Genomic DNA, 16,351 nt, shown 5'->3' on the forward strand with positions numbered 1-16,351 from the left:
GGACACACGTGGAACACGCGCAGGGTACGGACGCGGAGATCGTACTGGCCGGGCGGTACCGGCTGGGCGACGTCCTGGGCCGCGGCGGCATGGGCAAGGTGTGGCGGGCCCATGACGAGGTCCTCCACCGGACGGTCGCCGTCAAGGAGTTGACCGCCGGTCTCTACGCCACGGAGGCGGACCGCGCGGTGCTGCACGCCCGCACCCAGAAGGAGGCGCGCGCCGCCGCCCGGATCACCCACCCGGGAGTCGTGACCGTCCACGACGTCATCGAGTACGACAACCGCCCCTGGATCGTCATGCAGTACGTCGACGGCCCGTCGCTCGCCGACGCCGCCAAGGAGACCGGCGAGGTCGAGCCCCGCGAGGCGGCGAGGATCGGGCTCCACGTGCTGAGCGCCCTGCGGGCCGCGCACGGCGCCGGGGTGCTGCACCGCGACGTCAAGCCCGCCAACGTCCTGCTCGCCCGGGACGGCCAGGTGCTGCTGACGGACTTTGGGATCGCGGCGATCGAGGGCGACTCGACCATCACCAGGACGGGTGAACTGGTCGGCTCCATCGACTACCTGGCCCCCGAGCGGGTGCGCGGCGGCGATCCGGGCCCCGCGTCCGACCTGTGGTCGCTGGGCGCCACGCTCTACACGGCGGTCGAGGGGACCTCGCCCTTCCGCCGCACGTCCCCGATCTCCACCATGCAGGCCGTCGTCACCGAGGAGCCGCCGCCGCCCCGGCGCGGAGGCGCGCTGGAGCCGGTGATCACCGCGCTGCTGCGCAAGGACCCCGCCGATCGCCCGACGGCCGAGGAGACCGAACGGATGCTGCTGGCCGCCATGGAGGGGCGGCGGCCCAGCGCCGCCCAGGCCCATGTGCCCACGCAGCGCGTGTCCGAGGAGGAACTGCTCGCCCTCACCGCCCCGGACGGATCGACGGCACGGCTTTCGCGGACCCCGGCCCCCTCCGCGCCCGGCGCCCCGCGCGGACGGTGGCGTACCGCTCTGCTGGTCCTGGCGGTGGCGGCCCTGCTCGGCGGCGCGGCCGGTATCGCCGCGATGGAGTTCGCGGACCGCGACGGCCGCACGGACGGGCGCTCCCAGGGGCAGCACACGAGCGGACCGTCCGCCTCCTCGTCACCCTCCGCGAGCGAGGACCCGGCGGGTGACACGAACGGAGTACCGGCCGGCTGGAAGACCGTCCACGATCCCGAGGGCTTCAGCCTCCTCGTCCCGGAGGGATGGGAGCGGCAGGAGGAGAACGGGCAGATCGACTACACCCCGGACGGCGGCGGGCACCGCATCCGGATCAGCCTCGATCCGAACCCCGACTTCGACAATTCGTACGCCCACATGGAGAGCATCGAGAAGGACCTGGCGAAGCGGCTACCGGCCTACGAGCGGCTGTCCCTGGAGTCGAACATCTTCCGCGACCGCCCCGGCTCGCGCTGGGAGTTCACCTGGGACGAGGCCAAGGACCACCCGGGCCCGCGCCACGGCATCGACCAGATGTACCTCGCCGAGCCCGGCGGCCCCGAGTACGCGCTCTACATGACGGGGCCCGACACCGACCGGGCCGAGACCCTGCGGCTCTTCGAGACGATGCTGCGCAGCTGGAAGCCGCCGGCGCCGACGGGCTGAAGCGTGCACCGGCAGCCGCACCGGCACCCGGGTGGCCGAGCGGCCGAACATTCACGATTCCCGACCGCCGCTCCCCGCCGCTTCCCGTCGCGGACACTGGATCACCCCTGATCAGCGGTTATGCAGCCAGTGATCACTGGCTGCATGGCCGAGTGCGGCGGAATGCCCGGGCGGGGTCTGTGAAAACCTGTTACCCACGGGTACCCAAAGCGGGCGCGTGGACATACTCTCGCCCTCATGACGGACTCGCAGGCCTCCACGACCGCCCCCGCCGCCCGGGTGGGCACCAACCCGGTGGCCGCCGCCCCCGCGGGCGCGCGCACCGCCGCCGACGTGGTCACCGCGGAGGTGATCGCCCAGCTGACCCGCGGCGTCGCCGGTTCCGGCCGTACGGCGAACCACAGCCCCTTCACCGGGGAGAAGCTGGCCGACCTGCCCGAGTCCACCCCCGAGGACGTCGAGGCCGCCTTCGGCCGCGCCCGGGCCGCCCAGCCCGCCTGGGCCGCGACCCCCGTCCGTGCGCGGGCCGCCGTCCTGCTCCGCTTCCACGACCTGGTCCTGCAGCGCCAGTCCGAGGTGCTCGACCTCATCCAGCTGGAGACGGGCAAGGCCAGGCTGCACGCCCACGAGGAGGTCCTGGCCGTCGCCGTCTCGGCGCGCCACTACGGGCGCAGGGCCGCCTCCTACCTCAAGCCCAAGCGGCACACCGGGGTCGTCCCGACCCTCACCAAGGTCACCGAACTGCGCCAGCCGCGCGGCGTGATCGGCCAGATCGCCCCCTGGAACTACCCGCTCGAACTCTCCGTCGGGGACGCGCTGCCCGCCTTCGTGTCCGGCAACGCCGTCGTCATGAAGCCCGACACCGAGACCGCGCTGACCGCCCTGTGGGCCCGCGACCTGCTGATCGAGGCCGGACTGCCCGCCGAGGTGTTCCAGATCGTCATCGGCGAGGGCCCCGTCGTCGGCCCCGAGGTGGTCTCCCGCGCCGACTACGTCTCCTTCACCGGCTCCACCCGCACCGGCCGTGAGGTCGCCCAGGGCGCCGCGGCCCGGCTGGTCGGCGTCTCGCTGGAACTCGGCGGCAAGAACGCCATGCTCGTCCTCGACGACGCGGACGTGGAGAAGGCCGCCCAGGGCGCCGTCCGCGCCTGCTTCTCCTCCGCCGGGCAGCTCTGCATCTCCATCGAGCGGCTGTACGTCCACGAGTCCGTCGCCGACGACTTCGTGGCCCGCTTCGCCGCCCGCACGAAGGCCATGCGCCTGGGCAACTCCCTCGCGTACGGCGCCGACATGGGTTCCCTCGTCGGCGAACGGCAGCTGGAGACCGTCAGCAGGCACGTGGCCGAGGCCGTCGAGAAGGGCGCGACGCTCGTCGCGGGCGGCGTCGCCCGCCCCGACATCGGCCCGCTCTTCTACGAGCCGACCATCCTCGACGGTGTCGAGGCCCCCATGGCCGTCTGCGGCGAGGAGACCTTCGGTCCGGTCGTCTCCCTCTACCGCTTCGCCGACGACGACGAGGCGGTCGCACTCGCCAACGCCACGCCGTACGGCCTCAACTCCAGTGTCTGGACCCGGAACGCCCGGCGCGGACACCGCGTCGCAGCCCGGCTGCGGACCGGCACGGTCAACATCAACGAGGGGTACGCGCCGGCGTACGGCAGCGTCCAGTCGCCGATGGGCGGCATGAAGGACTCCGGTCTCGGCAGGCGCCACGGCTCCGAGGGCATCCTGAAGTTCACCGAGGCCCAGACGGTCGCCCACCAGCGGCTGATGCCGCTGGCGCCGTCCTTCGGGATGGACGACGAGAAGTACGCCGCCTTCATGAGCGGGAGCCTCAAGGTGATGAAGGCCTTCCGGCTGCGCTGACGCGCCCGACGCCCCAGATTCCCGCCCTTCCGCACCGAGGAGAGCCATGTCCCAGGACAGCCCTGCCCAGAACCAGGCCGCACCGGCCGCCCAGGCGGCGGACGACGACGCGTACGACTACGACGTGCTCGTCGTCGGCTCGGGCTTCGGCGGCGCGGTCTCGGCCCTCCGGCTGAGCGAGAAGGGGTACCGCGTCGGCGTCCTGGAGGCGGGCCGCCGCTTCACACCGGAGACGCTCCCCAAGAACTCCTGGGACATCAGGAACTACCTGTGGGCGCCGGCCCTCGGCCTCTTCGGCATCCAGCGCGTACACCTGCTGGGCAAGGTGATGGTGCTGGCCGGCGCGGGTGTCGGCGGGGGCTCGCTGAACTACGCGAACACGCTCTACGTGCCGCCCGCGCCGTTCTTCGAGGACCGCCAGTGGGCCGGCATCACCGACTGGCAGGCGGAGCTCGCGCCGTACTACGACCAGGCGAAGCGGATGCTCGGCGTGCGCCTCAACCCGACCATGACCCCGGCCGACGTCCACCTCAAGGCCGTCGCCGAGACCATGGGCGTCGGCGGCAGCTTCCACCTCGCCCCGGTCGGCGTGTTCTTCGGGGACGGGCAGGACGCCGACGGGTCGGTGCGCGCGAAGCCCGGGGGAGAGGTCGCCGACCCGTACTTCGGCGGCGCCGGCCCCGCCCGAAGGGCGTGCTCCGAGTGCGGCGAGTGCATGACGGGCTGCCGCCACGGCGCGAAGAACACCCTCAACGAGAACTACCTCCACCTCGCCGAGAAGGCGGGCGCCGTCATCCACCCGATGACCTCCGTCGTCGCCGTCACCGACGCCCCGGAGGGCGGCTACCAGGTGTCGGCCGTGCCCACGGACCGGCGCCGCAAGGCGCCGCCGTCCGTGCTGCGGGCCCGCGAGGTGATCGTCGCTGCGGGGACGTACGGCACGCAGACCCTGCTGCACCGGATGAAGGACGAAGGGCTGCTGCCCCGGCTCTCCGACCGGCTCGGCGAACTGACGCGCACCAACTCCGAGGGGCTGGTGGGCGCGCAGACCAGCGACCGCCGCTACCGCAGGAAGCACGGCGGCGCCAAGGCCGACTTCACCAAGGGGGTGGCCATCACCTCGTCCATCCACCCCGACGAGAACACCCACATCGAGCCGGTGCGCTACGGCAAGGGCTCGAACGCCATGGGGGCGCTGACCATCCTCCAGGTCCCCTACAGCACGCACCGGGTACTGAGCTGGTTCGGCAGCGTGGTCAGGCACCCCCTGCTGACGATGCGCTCGCTGTCCAACCGGCGCTGGTCGGAGCGGACGATCATCGGCCTCGTCATGCAGTCGCTGGACAACTCGCTGATCGCGTACCGGAAGCCCGGAGGCGTCGGCAAGGGGCTGCTCACCGCACGGCAGGGCCACGGGGCGCCCAACCCGACCCAGATCGCCGAGGCGACCCGGGGGGCGACGCTGCTCGCGCAGGAGATCAACGGCTTCGCCGGATCGAACGTCGGCGAGCTCATGGGCACCCCGCTCACCGCGCACTTCCTCGGCGGCTGCGCGATCGGAGCCGGCCCCGACGAGGGCGTCATCGACCCCTACCACCGGCTGTACGGCCACCCGGGCATCTCCGTGGTCGACGGCTCCGCGGTCTCCGCGAACCTCGGCGTCAACCCCTCGCTGACCATCACGGCGCAGGCCGAGCGCGCGATGTCCTTCTGGCCCAACAAGGGCGAGGACGACCCGCGCCCCGCGCAGGGTGAGGCGTACCAGCGGCTGACGGCGGTCGAGCCGGTGGCGCCGGCCGTGCCCGAGAAGGCGTTCGGCGCGCTGAGGCTGCCGTTCCTCGCGATCCCCGCGATACCGCCGAAGGCCGCCGCCGACGAGGCGTGAGCCCGGGAACGCCGAGGGGCTGCACCCCCCTCCGAGTGCAGCCCCTCCACGTACCTACCGGTGGCGCGCGCCGTGCGACGGCGGCGCGGAACGTGTGCCGTGCCCGTCCCGAAGGAAGGAGACCTCCTTCTCGCGGGCACGCGACGTGCCGGTGTGTTCGCCATGCATGACCCGCGAGTCCGGATAACGGTTGCCCTCGGCTTCACCACATCTTCATGTGGCGCTCGTCACACCCGCGGGGTGCGCCCGATCGTGCGCGGGTTCCCGGCACACCTCGGGCGGGCGGGTCACGCGTCGTCGACGGGCACGGGAGGCGTCCTGGCCTCGACCGGTACGGCGGCTCCGGCGGACGCGCCCGCCGGAGCGGGCACGCTGCCCGCGGGCGGGATGCCGTGTGTGATGGCCCGGCGCGGGGCCGGGCGGGGCGACCGGCCCGGGTCCGGAGGACGGGCGCGAAGGTCGAGGGCGGCCGGCCCCGGGCGTCCCCAGAGGCCGGCCGCACATCGGTGACCGGGCTGCTGTCCCCTGCCGACCGGTCACACGCGCCGGAACGCGGTCCCACGACGCACCTGCGGTGCGTCACACGTTCCGGCGGAGCCACGTGTGGATTCCCGCCATTGCCGCCTCTGGCCGACGCGGACACACGGACCAACGAAGCCGCCGGGCGGCCGGTCACGCGCCGTACGAGTGAGACGGGGCCCGAACGCCGGTGCGGCCGTACACCCCTCCCGGCGGCACACCCCCGGGCCGTACACCCCTCCCGGCGTACGGCCCGTCCCGGCCCGCGCGCCTCTCCCGGCCGTCACACCCTGCCGCGGCCCAGCTCCAGCAGTGCCATGGCGAGGGCCGTGCCCGGCTTGCCCAGAGCCTCGCTGTAGTGGCCGATGACGTCCATCTCCCGGGAGAGGTTCACCCGGCGTCCTCCCGACGTGATCCTGGCCTCCTGGATGACGGCCGAGACGGCCATCCGTTCCTGGACGAGGCCGATGATCCGGTCGTCCAGCGCGTCGATGCGCGTCCTCGCGCCGCCGATCAGGGACGCGGCCTCGTCGGTGTGCGCGCCGGTGCGCTCGGCGGCCGTCTTCGTGGGTGCGGTGCTGTTCATCCGTGACTCCCGGTGGGTCCGTGGCCCGGGTCCCACAGGCCGGGAACGCCACAGCGCCCCGGGCCTGTGGCCCGGGGCGCTGTGGAAAGTGTGCTCGTCAGTAGCTCAAGCAGCACGACCATGGCAGCCGGCGGGCCGGGTGCCATAGGTAAAGACGAAGGTCGTGTGCTGACGCATGCGGCCAGTATGGCCCCCCGCGGAGACGGGGGTCACGCCGGGCCCGGATGGTGAGACGGGAGCCCGGCGGGGCGGTGCTCCACGGCCGGTAGAATTGGGAGGACCGACCCCCTCTCCACCGCCGGAAGGCCGCCCCGTGCCAGCAGCACCCCCCGCCGCCCCCGACACCGCGACCGACGTCGTCCTGGTTGTCGACTTCGGCGCCCAGTACGCCCAGCTCATCGCCCGCCGTGTCCGTGAGGCGCGGGTCTACAGCGAGATCGTCCCGTCCACGATGCCGGTCGCGGAGATGCTGGCCAAGAACCCCGCGGCGATCATCCTGTCCGGCGGCCCGTCGTCGGTGTACGCGGAGGGCGCGCCCGGCATCGACCGTTCGCTCTTCGAGGCCGGGATCCCGGTCTTCGGCATGTGCTACGGCTTCCAGCTGATGGCCACCACCCTCGGCGGCACGGTCGACGACAACGGTGCGCGCGAGTACGGCCGCACCCCGCTGGCCGTGTCCAAGGCGGGCTCCACCCTCTTCGAGGGCACGCCCACCGAGCAGCCGGTGTGGATGTCCCACGGCGACGCCTGCTCCGCGGCCCCCGAGGGCTTCACCGTCACCGCGTCCACGGACGTCGTGCCGGTCGCCGCCTTCGAGAACGACGAGAAGAAGCTGTACGGCGTCCAGTACCACCCGGAGGTCATGCACTCGACCTACGGCCAGCAGGTCCTGGAGCACTTCCTCTACCGCGGCGCGGGCATCGAGCCGACCTGGACGACCACGAACGTCGTCGAGGAGCAGATCGCCCTGATCCGCGAGCAGGTCGGCGACAAGCGCGCGATCTGCGGCCTCTCCGGCGGTGTGGACTCCGCGGTCGCCGCGGCCCTCGTCCAGAAGGCCATCGGCTCCCAGCTCACCTGCGTGTACGTCGACCACGGTCTGATGCGCAAGGGCGAGACCGAGCAGGTGGAGAAGGACTTCGTCGCCGCGACCGGCGCGAAGCTGAAGGTCGTCGACGCGGAGAAGCGCTTCCTCGACGCCCTGGCCGGCGTGTCCGACCCGGAGCAGAAGCGGAAGATCATCGGCCGCGAGTTCATCCGCGTCTTCGAGCAGGCCCAGCTGGAGATCCTCCAGGAGGACGGCCCCGAGGTCGCCTTCCTCGTCCAGGGCACCCTCTACCCGGACGTCGTCGAGTCCGGCGGCGGCACCGGCACCGCCAACATCAAGTCCCACCACAACGTGGGCGGGCTCCCCGACGACATCGAGTTCCAGCTCGTCGAGCCGCTGCGCCAGCTGTTCAAGGACGAGGTCCGGATGGTCGGCCAGGAGCTCGGCCTGCCGGAGGAGATCGTCCAGCGCCAGCCCTTCCCCGGCCCCGGCCTCGGCATCCGGATCGTCGGCGAGGTCACCAAGGACCGGCTCGACCTGCTCCGTGAGGCCGACGCCATCGCCCGCGAGGAGCTGACCGCGGCCGGCCTGGACCGTGACATCTGGCAGTGCCCCGTGGTCCTGCTCGCGGACGTCCGCAGCGTCGGAGTCCAGGGTGACGGCCGCACGTACGGCCACCCGATCGTGCTGCGCCCGGTCTCCTCGGAGGACGCCATGACGGCCGACTGGTCGCGCCTGCCGTACGAGACGCTGGCCCGGATCTCCACCCGCATCACCAACGAGGTCGCCGAGGTCAACCGCGTGGTGCTCGACGTGACGAGCAAGCCGCCGGGGACGATCGAGTGGGAGTGACCCCCGCTCCCTGAGGTCAATGCCGATGCCGTCGCTCATTCGTCTGGGCGGCGGCATCGTCGTATCCGCTGGGTACGCTGGCCGAGGAGACGAGCTCAGCCCCATGGGAGCAATCATGAGTGCCGCACCCGACGACGAGCCGACCGAGTACTGCTACCACTATCCCGTGCCTCCGCCTCAGGGCTGGGTGGCGGAGGATCTCGACCGGCTTCCGGACCTGCCGCGGCACACCGAGCTGATCGACGGGAGTCTCGTCTTCGTGCGTCCGCAGACCCGGTTTCACATGCGGACCATGCGTCTGCTGGAGAACCGTCTTCTCGACCAAGCGCCGGACGAACTCGATGTCTTTCGAGAGTTCAGCATCAGGTTGGACAGTCGGAACCGCCCCGAGCCGGACGTGCTCGTGGTCTTGGCGGACGCGGATACCGGGTCCAGGGAGACGTGCCTGCGACCGGAGGACGTCCTTCTGGCCGTGGAGGTGGTGTCGGAGGAGTCCGCGGTCAGGGACAGGGACGCCAAACCCCGGAAGTACGCCGCTGCCGGAGTCACGCACTTCTGGCGGGTCGAGCAGGGGGCCGACGGTCTGCCCGTCGTCTACGTGTACGAGCTCGACCCCGCTCTCAGGGCGTACACCGCAACGGGCATTTATCACAACACCCTCAAACTCGACGTGCCCTTCCCCCTCGACATCGATCTCACGGCCGTCCACCGCCGCCGCTAATCCGGTGGTGACGCGCCGTCGCCCGTGGAATGGTCTCTCGCCATGTCCGCCGACGAGATCAGAACCCTCATGTCCGCCCCCGGCAACGACCGCCTCACCTGGAACACCCCGCTGTCCGAGGACCACGCCGACCGGCTGGTCGCGGCCTGCGCCCCCGAGCCCGGCGCCCGCATCGCCGACTTCGGCAGCGGCTGGGGGGAGCTCCTGATGCGCCTGGTCGAGGCGGCGCCCGGTTCCACCGGGGACGGCATCGAGACCGACCCGGAAGCCGTCGCGCGCGGTGTGCGGCTGGCGCGGGAGCGGGGGCTCGGTGCCCGGGTGCGGTTCCACGAGGTGCCCGCGGCCGGGTACCCCGGTGACGGTTACGACCTCGCCGTCTCGATCGGCTCCGCGCACGCGTGGCCGGGCGGTACCCCCGAGGCGCTGAAGGCACTGCGTTCCGCGGTGCGCCCCGGCGGCCGGGTGCTGTTCGGGGACGGGTTCTGGGAGCGGGAGCCCTCGTCAGCGGCCCTGGAGGGGCTGGGCGCGGAACCGGATGACTTCGGTTCGCTCCTGGATCTGGTCCGGCAGGCGGAGGCCGCCGGTCTGCGCCCGCTCCAGGTGACCGTCGCCGATCAGCGGGAGTGGGACCTGTTCGAGTCGGCCGCCAACATCGGGCGCGGTGAGCGGTGGGCGCTGGCCAACCCGGGGCATCCGCTGCACGCGGAGGTGACCGCTGCCGTGGACGCCCGCCGCACCGGTTACTACGGGGGATACCGAGGCACGCTGGGTCTCGCCTACCTCGTCCTCGGCTCCTGACATTCGCACATGTGGACGACATGTACGCGCAGCCCGCCCCGATGTGGGACGGGCCCGCTCCGTACGGCACAATTCGCAGGAATCAGAGGCGAGTTGGTTGGACCAGGGCGGGAAAGGGCGGCGTTCTCCGTGGCGTTGGACGAGGCGAGGGCGAGCAGCACGCACGGCGGTGGCTGTACGTGCGGCGACTGCCCGCACGGAGCGAACGCGGGGCACCGCCGCGCGGTGGCGGCCTTCCTTACGAAACGGGACGAACTCGCCGCCGGTCAGGGCCTGCCCGCCGGGGTCGCCCAGTCCGTCTCGGCCTCCCGCCAATGGGTCTCGGACGAACTGACCGAGTCGGCGCGCGCCGTCGCCGACCGCAGCCGCGAGGCGGGTGACGCCTGGCTCCACACGCTGTGGACGCGCACGCTCGTCGTGGTCTGGGGCGGTGTCGCCCTGCTGGTCGTCGCCGAGGCCGCCACGGCCATCGGCGCGGGCTGGTCCACCGCCCGCACGGCGGGGCTGATCGCGGCTCTCGTCACCGCGGGCCTGCTCACCGGCGCCGCCCGCGTGCACCGGGCCCGCGGCGGCCTCCTGGCCCCGCTCATCGGCGAGGACAACCGGCTCTCCACCTCCCGCACGGTCGCCGCCTCCTGGGTGCTGCTCGCCGTCTTCGCTGTACTCGTCCTCGCGCTCCAGCTCGCCGGCGCGTCCGGGCACGCCGACCGCGACGCGCTCATCGAGGGCCTGGACCTGGTCCGCTCGGCCGGTGTGCTGACCGTCCTCGCGCTGGTCTGCGCCGTCGCGGTCCTGGTGCGCCGGGTGGTGACCGTACGGGTGCTCGCGCAGCGGCTGCAGAAGCTGCGCGCCGACCGGCCCCGCGCCGCCGACCTGCTGACGGACGACTCCGGCCGCGGCAGCTTCACCGACGTGCAGTACGTGCTGGTCAGCGCCGTCGCCGTGCTGTTCGCCGCGGTCCGGCTGGCGCGCCGCCCCGAGCAGCTGCCCGACCTCCCGTGGGGGCTCGCGGTCCTGGTCGCCGTCTCGGCGGCGACGTACTTCGCCGGGAAGTACGCCGAGGGCGGCAGGCCGGTCGTCCTGTCGGTCGTCCGTGCCAGGGAGGCCGGGGACCTCGACGCCCCGATCCGCACCGGCGACGACATCGAGATCCGCGGCGCGGGGTTCGTCCCGCCCGGGGCCGGCAGCCCCGACCGGCTGGCGCGGGTGGTGGTCAGGATCGGGCGCGTCCACGTCCACGTGCCGCTGATCCCGGTCACCGGCGGCTTCGCCAATCCCTCGGACACCGTGCTCACCGTGCCCGTGCCCGTGGAGGTCGAACCCGGCACCGTCGAGGTGCAGGTGATCACCGCCGCCGGTGTGGAGACCAACCCCTGCGTCATCGACGTGACGGACTGAACCGCGGCCCCGGTGAGCGGAGGCGGACCGGCGTACGTATGGTCTGTCGAAGGTCCGGACGGAAGGCGGGGCAGTGATGCGCGGGTACAGGGGCGGTTCGTACGGGCTGGACGAGCCGAGGAGTCTCGGGGACCGGGCACGGCGGTACGCCCTGCTTCCTCTGCGGATCTTCCTCGGCGTCACCTTCGTCTACGCGGGCCTGGACAAGCTCACCGACAGCGCCTTCCTGTCGGCGGACGGAGCCGGTTCCATCGGCGAGATGATGCGCGCGGTCCGCGACAGCGCGGCGATCCCCGGTCTCGTCGACCTGGCACTCAAGAGCCCCGAGGGCTTCGGCTACGCCATCGCGATCGGTGAACTCCTCGTCGGCCTCGGCACGCTCGTGGGGCTCTGGTCACGGCTCGCCGCCCTCGGGGGCGCCCTGATCTCCCTGAGTCTGTGGCTCACCGTCAGCTGGCAGACCGAGCCGTACTACTACGGCAACGACCTGGTCTACCTCATGGCCTGGCTGCCGCTGCTGCTCGGCGGCGCAGCCGACTTCTCCGCCGACGCCTTCCTCGCCTCGCGGCGCCGGCGCAGCCGGTAGTTCACCCAGGCGGCCGTGGCCGCCAGCGACAGCCCGCCGGCGAGCACGGGCGCGAAGAACGCCGACGGGGCGTGCCAGACGCCCGCCGCGTCCGCCGCGTAACCCCCGGCCAGAGCCAGCATGACCAGGCCCGCCACCGCGCGGCCGGGGCGGAAATCATGACGCAGCACGGGTGACCTCCAGTTGTCCGATGCCGACTCCCATGCCCAGCTCCAGGGTGCCCGCGGGTTTGTCGTCCCCGGGCGGCGCGAGGGTCCGCCGCACGTGCCGGTCGGGGCCGACGTCCACGCCCTTGCGCCGGTCCGAGCTGAACCTGATGTCCCCGAGGCCCGCCTCGGCGTCCACCCGCACGGTCACCCCGGCGGGCACGACGACGTGCGCGCGGCCCGCCCCGACCTCGATACGGGTCCTCAGGGTGCCGCCCTTCGGCACGGCCACTTCCGACAGATCCAGCGTGGCCACCCCCGTGCCCAGCTTGTACACGGGCCTGACCTCGGCGGCCGACGCGGGGCTCCACTCCCTGCGCACCCAGTCGGTCCCGATGTCGTGCGGCACGGTGGAGGCGCCGGCCAGGAGCCCCGCGGTCACCACGGCCAGCACGATCGTGCCGAAGCCGGTCCTGCCGATGACCGAGGCGACCAGCAGTCCGAGGCCGAACACCCCGAGCGCGGCGGCCAGCCCGATCTGCAGGCTCGGCCCGAGCGGGTGGCTCTCCCAGCTCAGCCCCGTGCCCAGACCGCCCGCGACCAGCGCGAGGAGGAAGACGAGACCGCTGATCGAACGCGGCCCCCGGGTCCCCGTCGAGCGGTAGGGGGCTCGGTACGGGGCGTCGGGCGTCGCCCGCTGCCCGGCGAGCGCCGCCGCGTCGGTCGCCGCGCTCGCCGGACCCCACAGATAGCCGGTGCCGGCCGGGCCCGTCGTGCCGTCCTTGACGATCGGGTCCCGCCACCAGGACGGCCCGGCGGGCGTGGGCGGGGCCTTGACCTCGGGCGGCGCCCCGTGGCCCGGGGCGGGCGAGGCACCCCCGGGGGCGTGCGGCGCGGCCCCGGGCGCGTCCTCGGGGGGAGCCGTCCTGCGGTGCTGGGTCCAGACCGCGAAACCGATCGTGGTCACCGTCAGCATCGCGGCGAAGGCGAGCATGCCGCCGTTGTGAAGCATCGACAGCAGCAGGCCGCAGCCCACCAGCGCCAGCAGCAGGGCGATCAGCGACGGGCCCTCGACCCGGCCCGACAGCAGCCTGCGCGCCTCGTTCTCGTCCTCGCCCTCCAGCGGGAGCAGCAGCCACGCGAAGCCGTAGAAGATCAGGCCGATGCCGCCCGTCACCGCGAGGACGCCGAGCACGATCCGGAAGATGACCGGGTCCACGTCGCAGTACCGGCCGAGCCCGCCGCACACCCCGGCCACCACCTTCTGGCGCGGGCTGCGCTCCAGGCGCGGTACCGGCGCGGGGGGCGGAGTGACGCCGGGCGGGGCGTCCTGGGGAACGGTCATGGCTCCATGGTGACGGCCCGCACGCCCCCGTGGGACCCGCGACGACCCTGGCCGGTCCCTGATATTGCGTCCCGGGCCCCCTGCGGGCCCGCCCAGGAGGCCGTGCCGTGGAACCGGGAGCGGCACGAGGCAATCAGGGTCGAGTCCGGGGCCGACCCTGATGCCAGGACCCGCCGGGACGTGTGACGATCGGTCCATGCCAGCAGCCACGACCCGCGCCCCGGGCCCGCACGCCCCGGACCAGGAGGAGCCGGCGCCGCGCAAGCTGTACCGCAGCGCGGACGGCCGGATGCTCGGCGGCGTGGCACGCGGGCTCGCCGGACACCTCGGCCTGCCCGTCGCCTGGGTCCGGTTCGTGTTCCTCGGACTGTTCTTCGCCGACGGCCTCGGCGCCCTGCTCTACGCCGTGTTCTGGATCGTCGTACCGCTCGGCGTCGGCGGCGTCGAGACCACCCGGTCCGTCTTCGAGACCGCCCCCGACGGCCGCCGCAGGCTCCGCAAGCCCGACAAGGGCCAGGTCTTCGCCCTGATCGCGCTGCTCGTCGGCGCCGTGGTCTTCGTCGGCAACGTCGACATGGGCAGCAAGACGGACCGCTACGTCTGGCCCGCGCTGCTGATCGGCGCCGGGTCCGTCCTCGTGTGGCGCCAGGCCGACAACGCGCGGCGGGCCCGCTGGATCGAGGTCGGCCGCCGCCGCCGCGTGCTGCACCTGGCCCGGGGACTCGCGGGCGTCGCCCTGGTCGGCCTCGGCCTCGCGGTGTTCCTGGTGGTGCGCGGCTCCGCCGCCCAGCTCGGGAACGCCCTGACCGCCGCCGTCGCCGTACTCACCGGCATCGCCCTGCTCGCGGGCCCCTACCTGGCCCGCATGATGCAGGACCTCTCCGAGGAACGCCTGATGCGCATCAGGGCGCAGGAACGCGCCGAGGTGGCCGCCCACGTCCACGACTCCGTCCTGCACACCCTCACCCTGATCCAGCGCAACGCCGACGACGCAGGCGAGGTCCGCAGGCTCGCCCGAGCCCAGGAACGCGAGCTGCGCAACTGGCTGTACGACCCGTCGGGCACCGGCCGCGACGAGGACGACGAGCCCACGAACCTGGCCGACGCGGTCAAGCGTGCCGCCGCCGAGGTCGAGGACAAGCACGGCGTCCCGCTGGAGGTCGTCGTCGTCGGCGACTGCCCGCTGGACGAGAAGCTGACCGCACAGATGCAGGCCGCACGCGAGGCGATGGTCAACGCCGCCAAGTACGGTGGCGAGGGCGGCGCCGTCCAGGTCTACGCGGAGGTCGAGGGCCGCACGGTCTTCGTCTCCGTACGGGACCGGGGGCCGGGATTCGACCTGGACGCCGTCCCGGACGACAGGATGGGCGTACGGGAGTCGATCATCGGCCGGATGCAGCGCAACGGTGGTACGGCGCGCCTGCGTTCGGTGCCCGGCGGGGGCACGGAAGTCGAGCTGGAGATGGAGAGGGCGAGCGAATGACCGAGAACACCGAAGCGACCGGGGGTCCGGAGCGCCGGGTACGGGTCGTGCTCGTCGACGACCACCGCATGTTCCGCACCGGGGTGCAGGCCGAGATCGGCCGCACCGAGGAGACCGGCGTCGAGGTCGTCGGCGAGGCCGCCGACGTCGAACAGGCGGTCACGGTGATCACCGCGACCCGCCCCGAGGTCGTCCTCCTCGACGTCCACCTCCCCGGGGGCGGCGGCGTCGAGGTGCTGCGGCGCTGCGCCCCGATGATGGGCGCGGTGGAGAACCCGGTGCGCTTCCTGGCACTGTCCGTGTCGGACGCCGCCGAGGATGTCATCGGGGTCATCCGCGGCGGCGCCCGCGGCTACGTCACCAAGACCATCACCGGCACCGATCTGGTCGACTCCGTCTTCCGGGTCCAGGACGGCGACGCGGTGTTCTCTCCGAGGCTGGCCGGCTTCGTCCTCGACGCGTTCGCCTCGACGGACGCCCCGCCGGTCGACGAGGACCTGGACCGGCTCACCCAGCGTGAGCGGGAGGTGCTGCGGCTGATCGCGCGGGGATACGCGTACAAGGAGATCGCCAAGCAGCTGTTCATCTCGGTGAAGACGGTCGAGTCCCACGTCTCGGCGGTGCTGCGCAAGCTCCAGCTGTCCAACCGGCACGAGCTGACCCGCTGGGCGACGGCGCGGCGGCTGGTCTGACTCGACGGGCGGGCGCGAGTGTCCGGACCCGTCAGGCGGGATCGAGTGAGATGTCGAGCTTCTCGCCCACCCTGCGGTAGCCGATGGCCGCGTAGATCCGCTCGACGTCCGGGCCGCCCGGCTCCAGCCAGACCGCGTCGAAGCCCCGGTCGAAGGCGGTGCGGGTCAGCCAGGCGGAGAGGGCGGCGCCGACACCCCGGCGGCGGAAGGTGCCGGCGACGGCCAGGCCGGCCAGTTCGCCGATGCCGTCGACCGGGGCCGAGCAGCCGCCCGCGCCGGCGGGCACACCGTCCACGGTGGCGAGGGCGGAAACGCCACCGCCCTCCGCCGCCGCGCGCAGCCAGGCGATCTCGCCGTCGTCCGGGCCGCCCTCGCCGCCGAAACCCGTGTGCTGCACGGCCGCGGCCGCGGTGAACTCGGCGTCGGTGGCGGGTTCGGCGACCCGGAGCCCGTCCACGGGCTTGGGCGCGAGCAGCCCTCCGGCGGGGCAGGCCATGACCGGGGCGCGGTTCTCCACGGTGAACCCCGCGGCCAGCAGGGCCGGTTCGACGGCCGGTGCCCACGCGGGCAGGAACTCCAGCCGGGGCAGCCGGTCGCGCTCCCGGAACGCCGCGACCAGGTCGGCGATCTCACCGGCGGTGGGTTCGGCATCCTGGTCGGGCATGGCGTAGTTGGCGTACTTCAGCTCCCACCCCGGGTTGTGCCGCACCGTGAAGGGTCCCACCCGGTAGTGGTCGGGGGAGCGGAGCGTGTGTGCGCGGGCGTAGTTCTGGATGGCTGTGTCCATGGGCCCGG

14 protein-coding genes are annotated in these 16,351 nt (G+C 73.0%); 10 read left to right on the top strand and 4 right to left on the bottom strand.

What is annotated here, in order from left to right:
- Positions 1-8 precede the first annotated feature (8 nt).
- From OHT61_RS19715 to OHT61_RS19725, 3 genes are all read left to right on the top strand, one after another.
- On the top strand, positions 9-1,631 hold the full coding sequence (locus OHT61_RS19715; protein WP_329040087.1) for a serine/threonine-protein kinase: 1,623 nt from the start codon (positions 9-11) through the stop codon (positions 1,629-1,631).
- A 237-nt stretch (positions 1,632-1,868) separates the two neighbouring features.
- Positions 1,869-3,497 (top strand): succinic semialdehyde dehydrogenase, encoded by a 1,629-nt coding sequence (locus OHT61_RS19720; protein ID WP_329040088.1) that lies wholly within the window; start codon positions 1,869-1,871, stop codon positions 3,495-3,497.
- Positions 3,498-3,543: 46 nt separating this feature from the next.
- Positions 3,544-5,382, top strand: a complete 1,839-nt coding sequence (locus OHT61_RS19725) for a GMC family oxidoreductase (protein ID WP_329040089.1) — start codon at positions 3,544-3,546, stop codon at positions 5,380-5,382.
- An 802-nt stretch (positions 5,383-6,184) separates the two neighbouring features.
- Here OHT61_RS19725 and OHT61_RS19730 read toward each other — a convergent pair.
- Entirely contained in the window at positions 6,185-6,487 is a 303-nt protein-coding gene (locus OHT61_RS19730; RefSeq protein ID WP_329040090.1) for a chorismate mutase, read from the bottom strand.
- Between the two features lie 313 nt (positions 6,488-6,800).
- On the opposite strand from OHT61_RS19730, the gene guaA reads away from it, so the two are divergent.
- The 5 genes from guaA to OHT61_RS19755 all read left to right on the top strand — a co-directional run bounded on the left by guaA (position 6,801) and on the right by OHT61_RS19755 (position 11,890).
- Positions 6,801-8,387, top strand: coding sequence for a glutamine-hydrolyzing GMP synthase (gene guaA / locus OHT61_RS19735; RefSeq protein ID WP_329040091.1), 1,587 nt, complete (start codon positions 6,801-6,803; stop codon positions 8,385-8,387).
- Between the two features lie 115 nt (positions 8,388-8,502).
- On the top strand, positions 8,503-9,108 hold the full coding sequence (locus OHT61_RS19740) for a Uma2 family endonuclease (protein WP_329040092.1): 606 nt from the start codon (positions 8,503-8,505) through the stop codon (positions 9,106-9,108).
- 42 nt (positions 9,109-9,150) lie between these two features.
- Positions 9,151-9,906: an SAM-dependent methyltransferase gene (locus tag OHT61_RS19745; protein WP_329040093.1), complete on the top strand. Its 756-nt coding sequence runs from the start codon at positions 9,151-9,153 to the stop codon at positions 9,904-9,906.
- 129 nt (positions 9,907-10,035) lie between these two features.
- Entirely contained in the window at positions 10,036-11,304 is a 1,269-nt protein-coding gene (locus OHT61_RS19750; RefSeq protein ID WP_329040094.1) for a hypothetical protein, read from the top strand.
- Between the two features lie 76 nt (positions 11,305-11,380).
- Positions 11,381-11,890 carry a DoxX family protein gene (locus OHT61_RS19755; RefSeq protein ID WP_329040095.1) on the top strand — a complete coding sequence of 170 codons (510 nt, stop codon included), beginning with the start codon at positions 11,381-11,383 and terminating at the stop codon, positions 11,888-11,890.
- Here the strand turns inward: OHT61_RS19755 and OHT61_RS19760 are convergent.
- Both OHT61_RS19760 and OHT61_RS19765 read right to left on the bottom strand, forming a co-directional pair.
- A complete protein-coding gene (locus OHT61_RS19760; protein WP_329040096.1) occupies positions 11,797-12,060 on the bottom strand; it encodes a hypothetical protein in 264 nt (87 codons plus the stop codon). The two genes, OHT61_RS19755 and OHT61_RS19760, sit on opposite strands and share 94 nt — an antisense overlap.
- Complete coding sequence (locus OHT61_RS19765; RefSeq protein ID WP_329040097.1) at positions 12,047-13,381, bottom strand: PspC domain-containing protein; 1,335 nt, start codon at positions 13,379-13,381, stop codon at positions 12,047-12,049. Before OHT61_RS19765 ends, OHT61_RS19760 begins: the two co-directional genes overlap by 14 nt.
- A gap of 196 nt (positions 13,382-13,577) precedes the next feature.
- Here OHT61_RS19765 and OHT61_RS19770 point away from each other — a divergent pair, with 196 nt between their 5' ends.
- Together OHT61_RS19770 and OHT61_RS19775 are read left to right on the top strand one after the other, a co-directional pair.
- On the top strand, positions 13,578-14,864 hold the full coding sequence (locus OHT61_RS19770) for a PspC domain-containing protein (RefSeq protein WP_329040098.1): 1,287 nt from the start codon (positions 13,578-13,580) through the stop codon (positions 14,862-14,864).
- Complete coding sequence (locus tag OHT61_RS19775) at positions 14,861-15,556, top strand: response regulator transcription factor (RefSeq protein ID WP_327115536.1); 696 nt, start codon at positions 14,861-14,863, stop codon at positions 15,554-15,556. Before OHT61_RS19770 ends, OHT61_RS19775 begins: the two co-directional genes overlap by 4 nt.
- A gap of 31 nt (positions 15,557-15,587) precedes the next feature.
- On the opposite strand, the gene OHT61_RS19780 is transcribed toward OHT61_RS19775, so the two are convergent.
- Positions 15,588-16,343 carry a GNAT family N-acetyltransferase gene (locus tag OHT61_RS19780; protein ID WP_329040100.1) on the bottom strand — a complete coding sequence of 252 codons (756 nt, stop codon included), beginning with the start codon at positions 16,341-16,343 and terminating at the stop codon, positions 15,588-15,590.
- Between the last annotated feature and the right edge of the window lie 8 nt (positions 16,344-16,351).

This window comes from Streptomyces sp. NBC_00178, assembly GCF_036206005.1.
GTDB lineage: Bacteria > Actinomycetota > Actinomycetes > Streptomycetales > Streptomycetaceae > Streptomyces.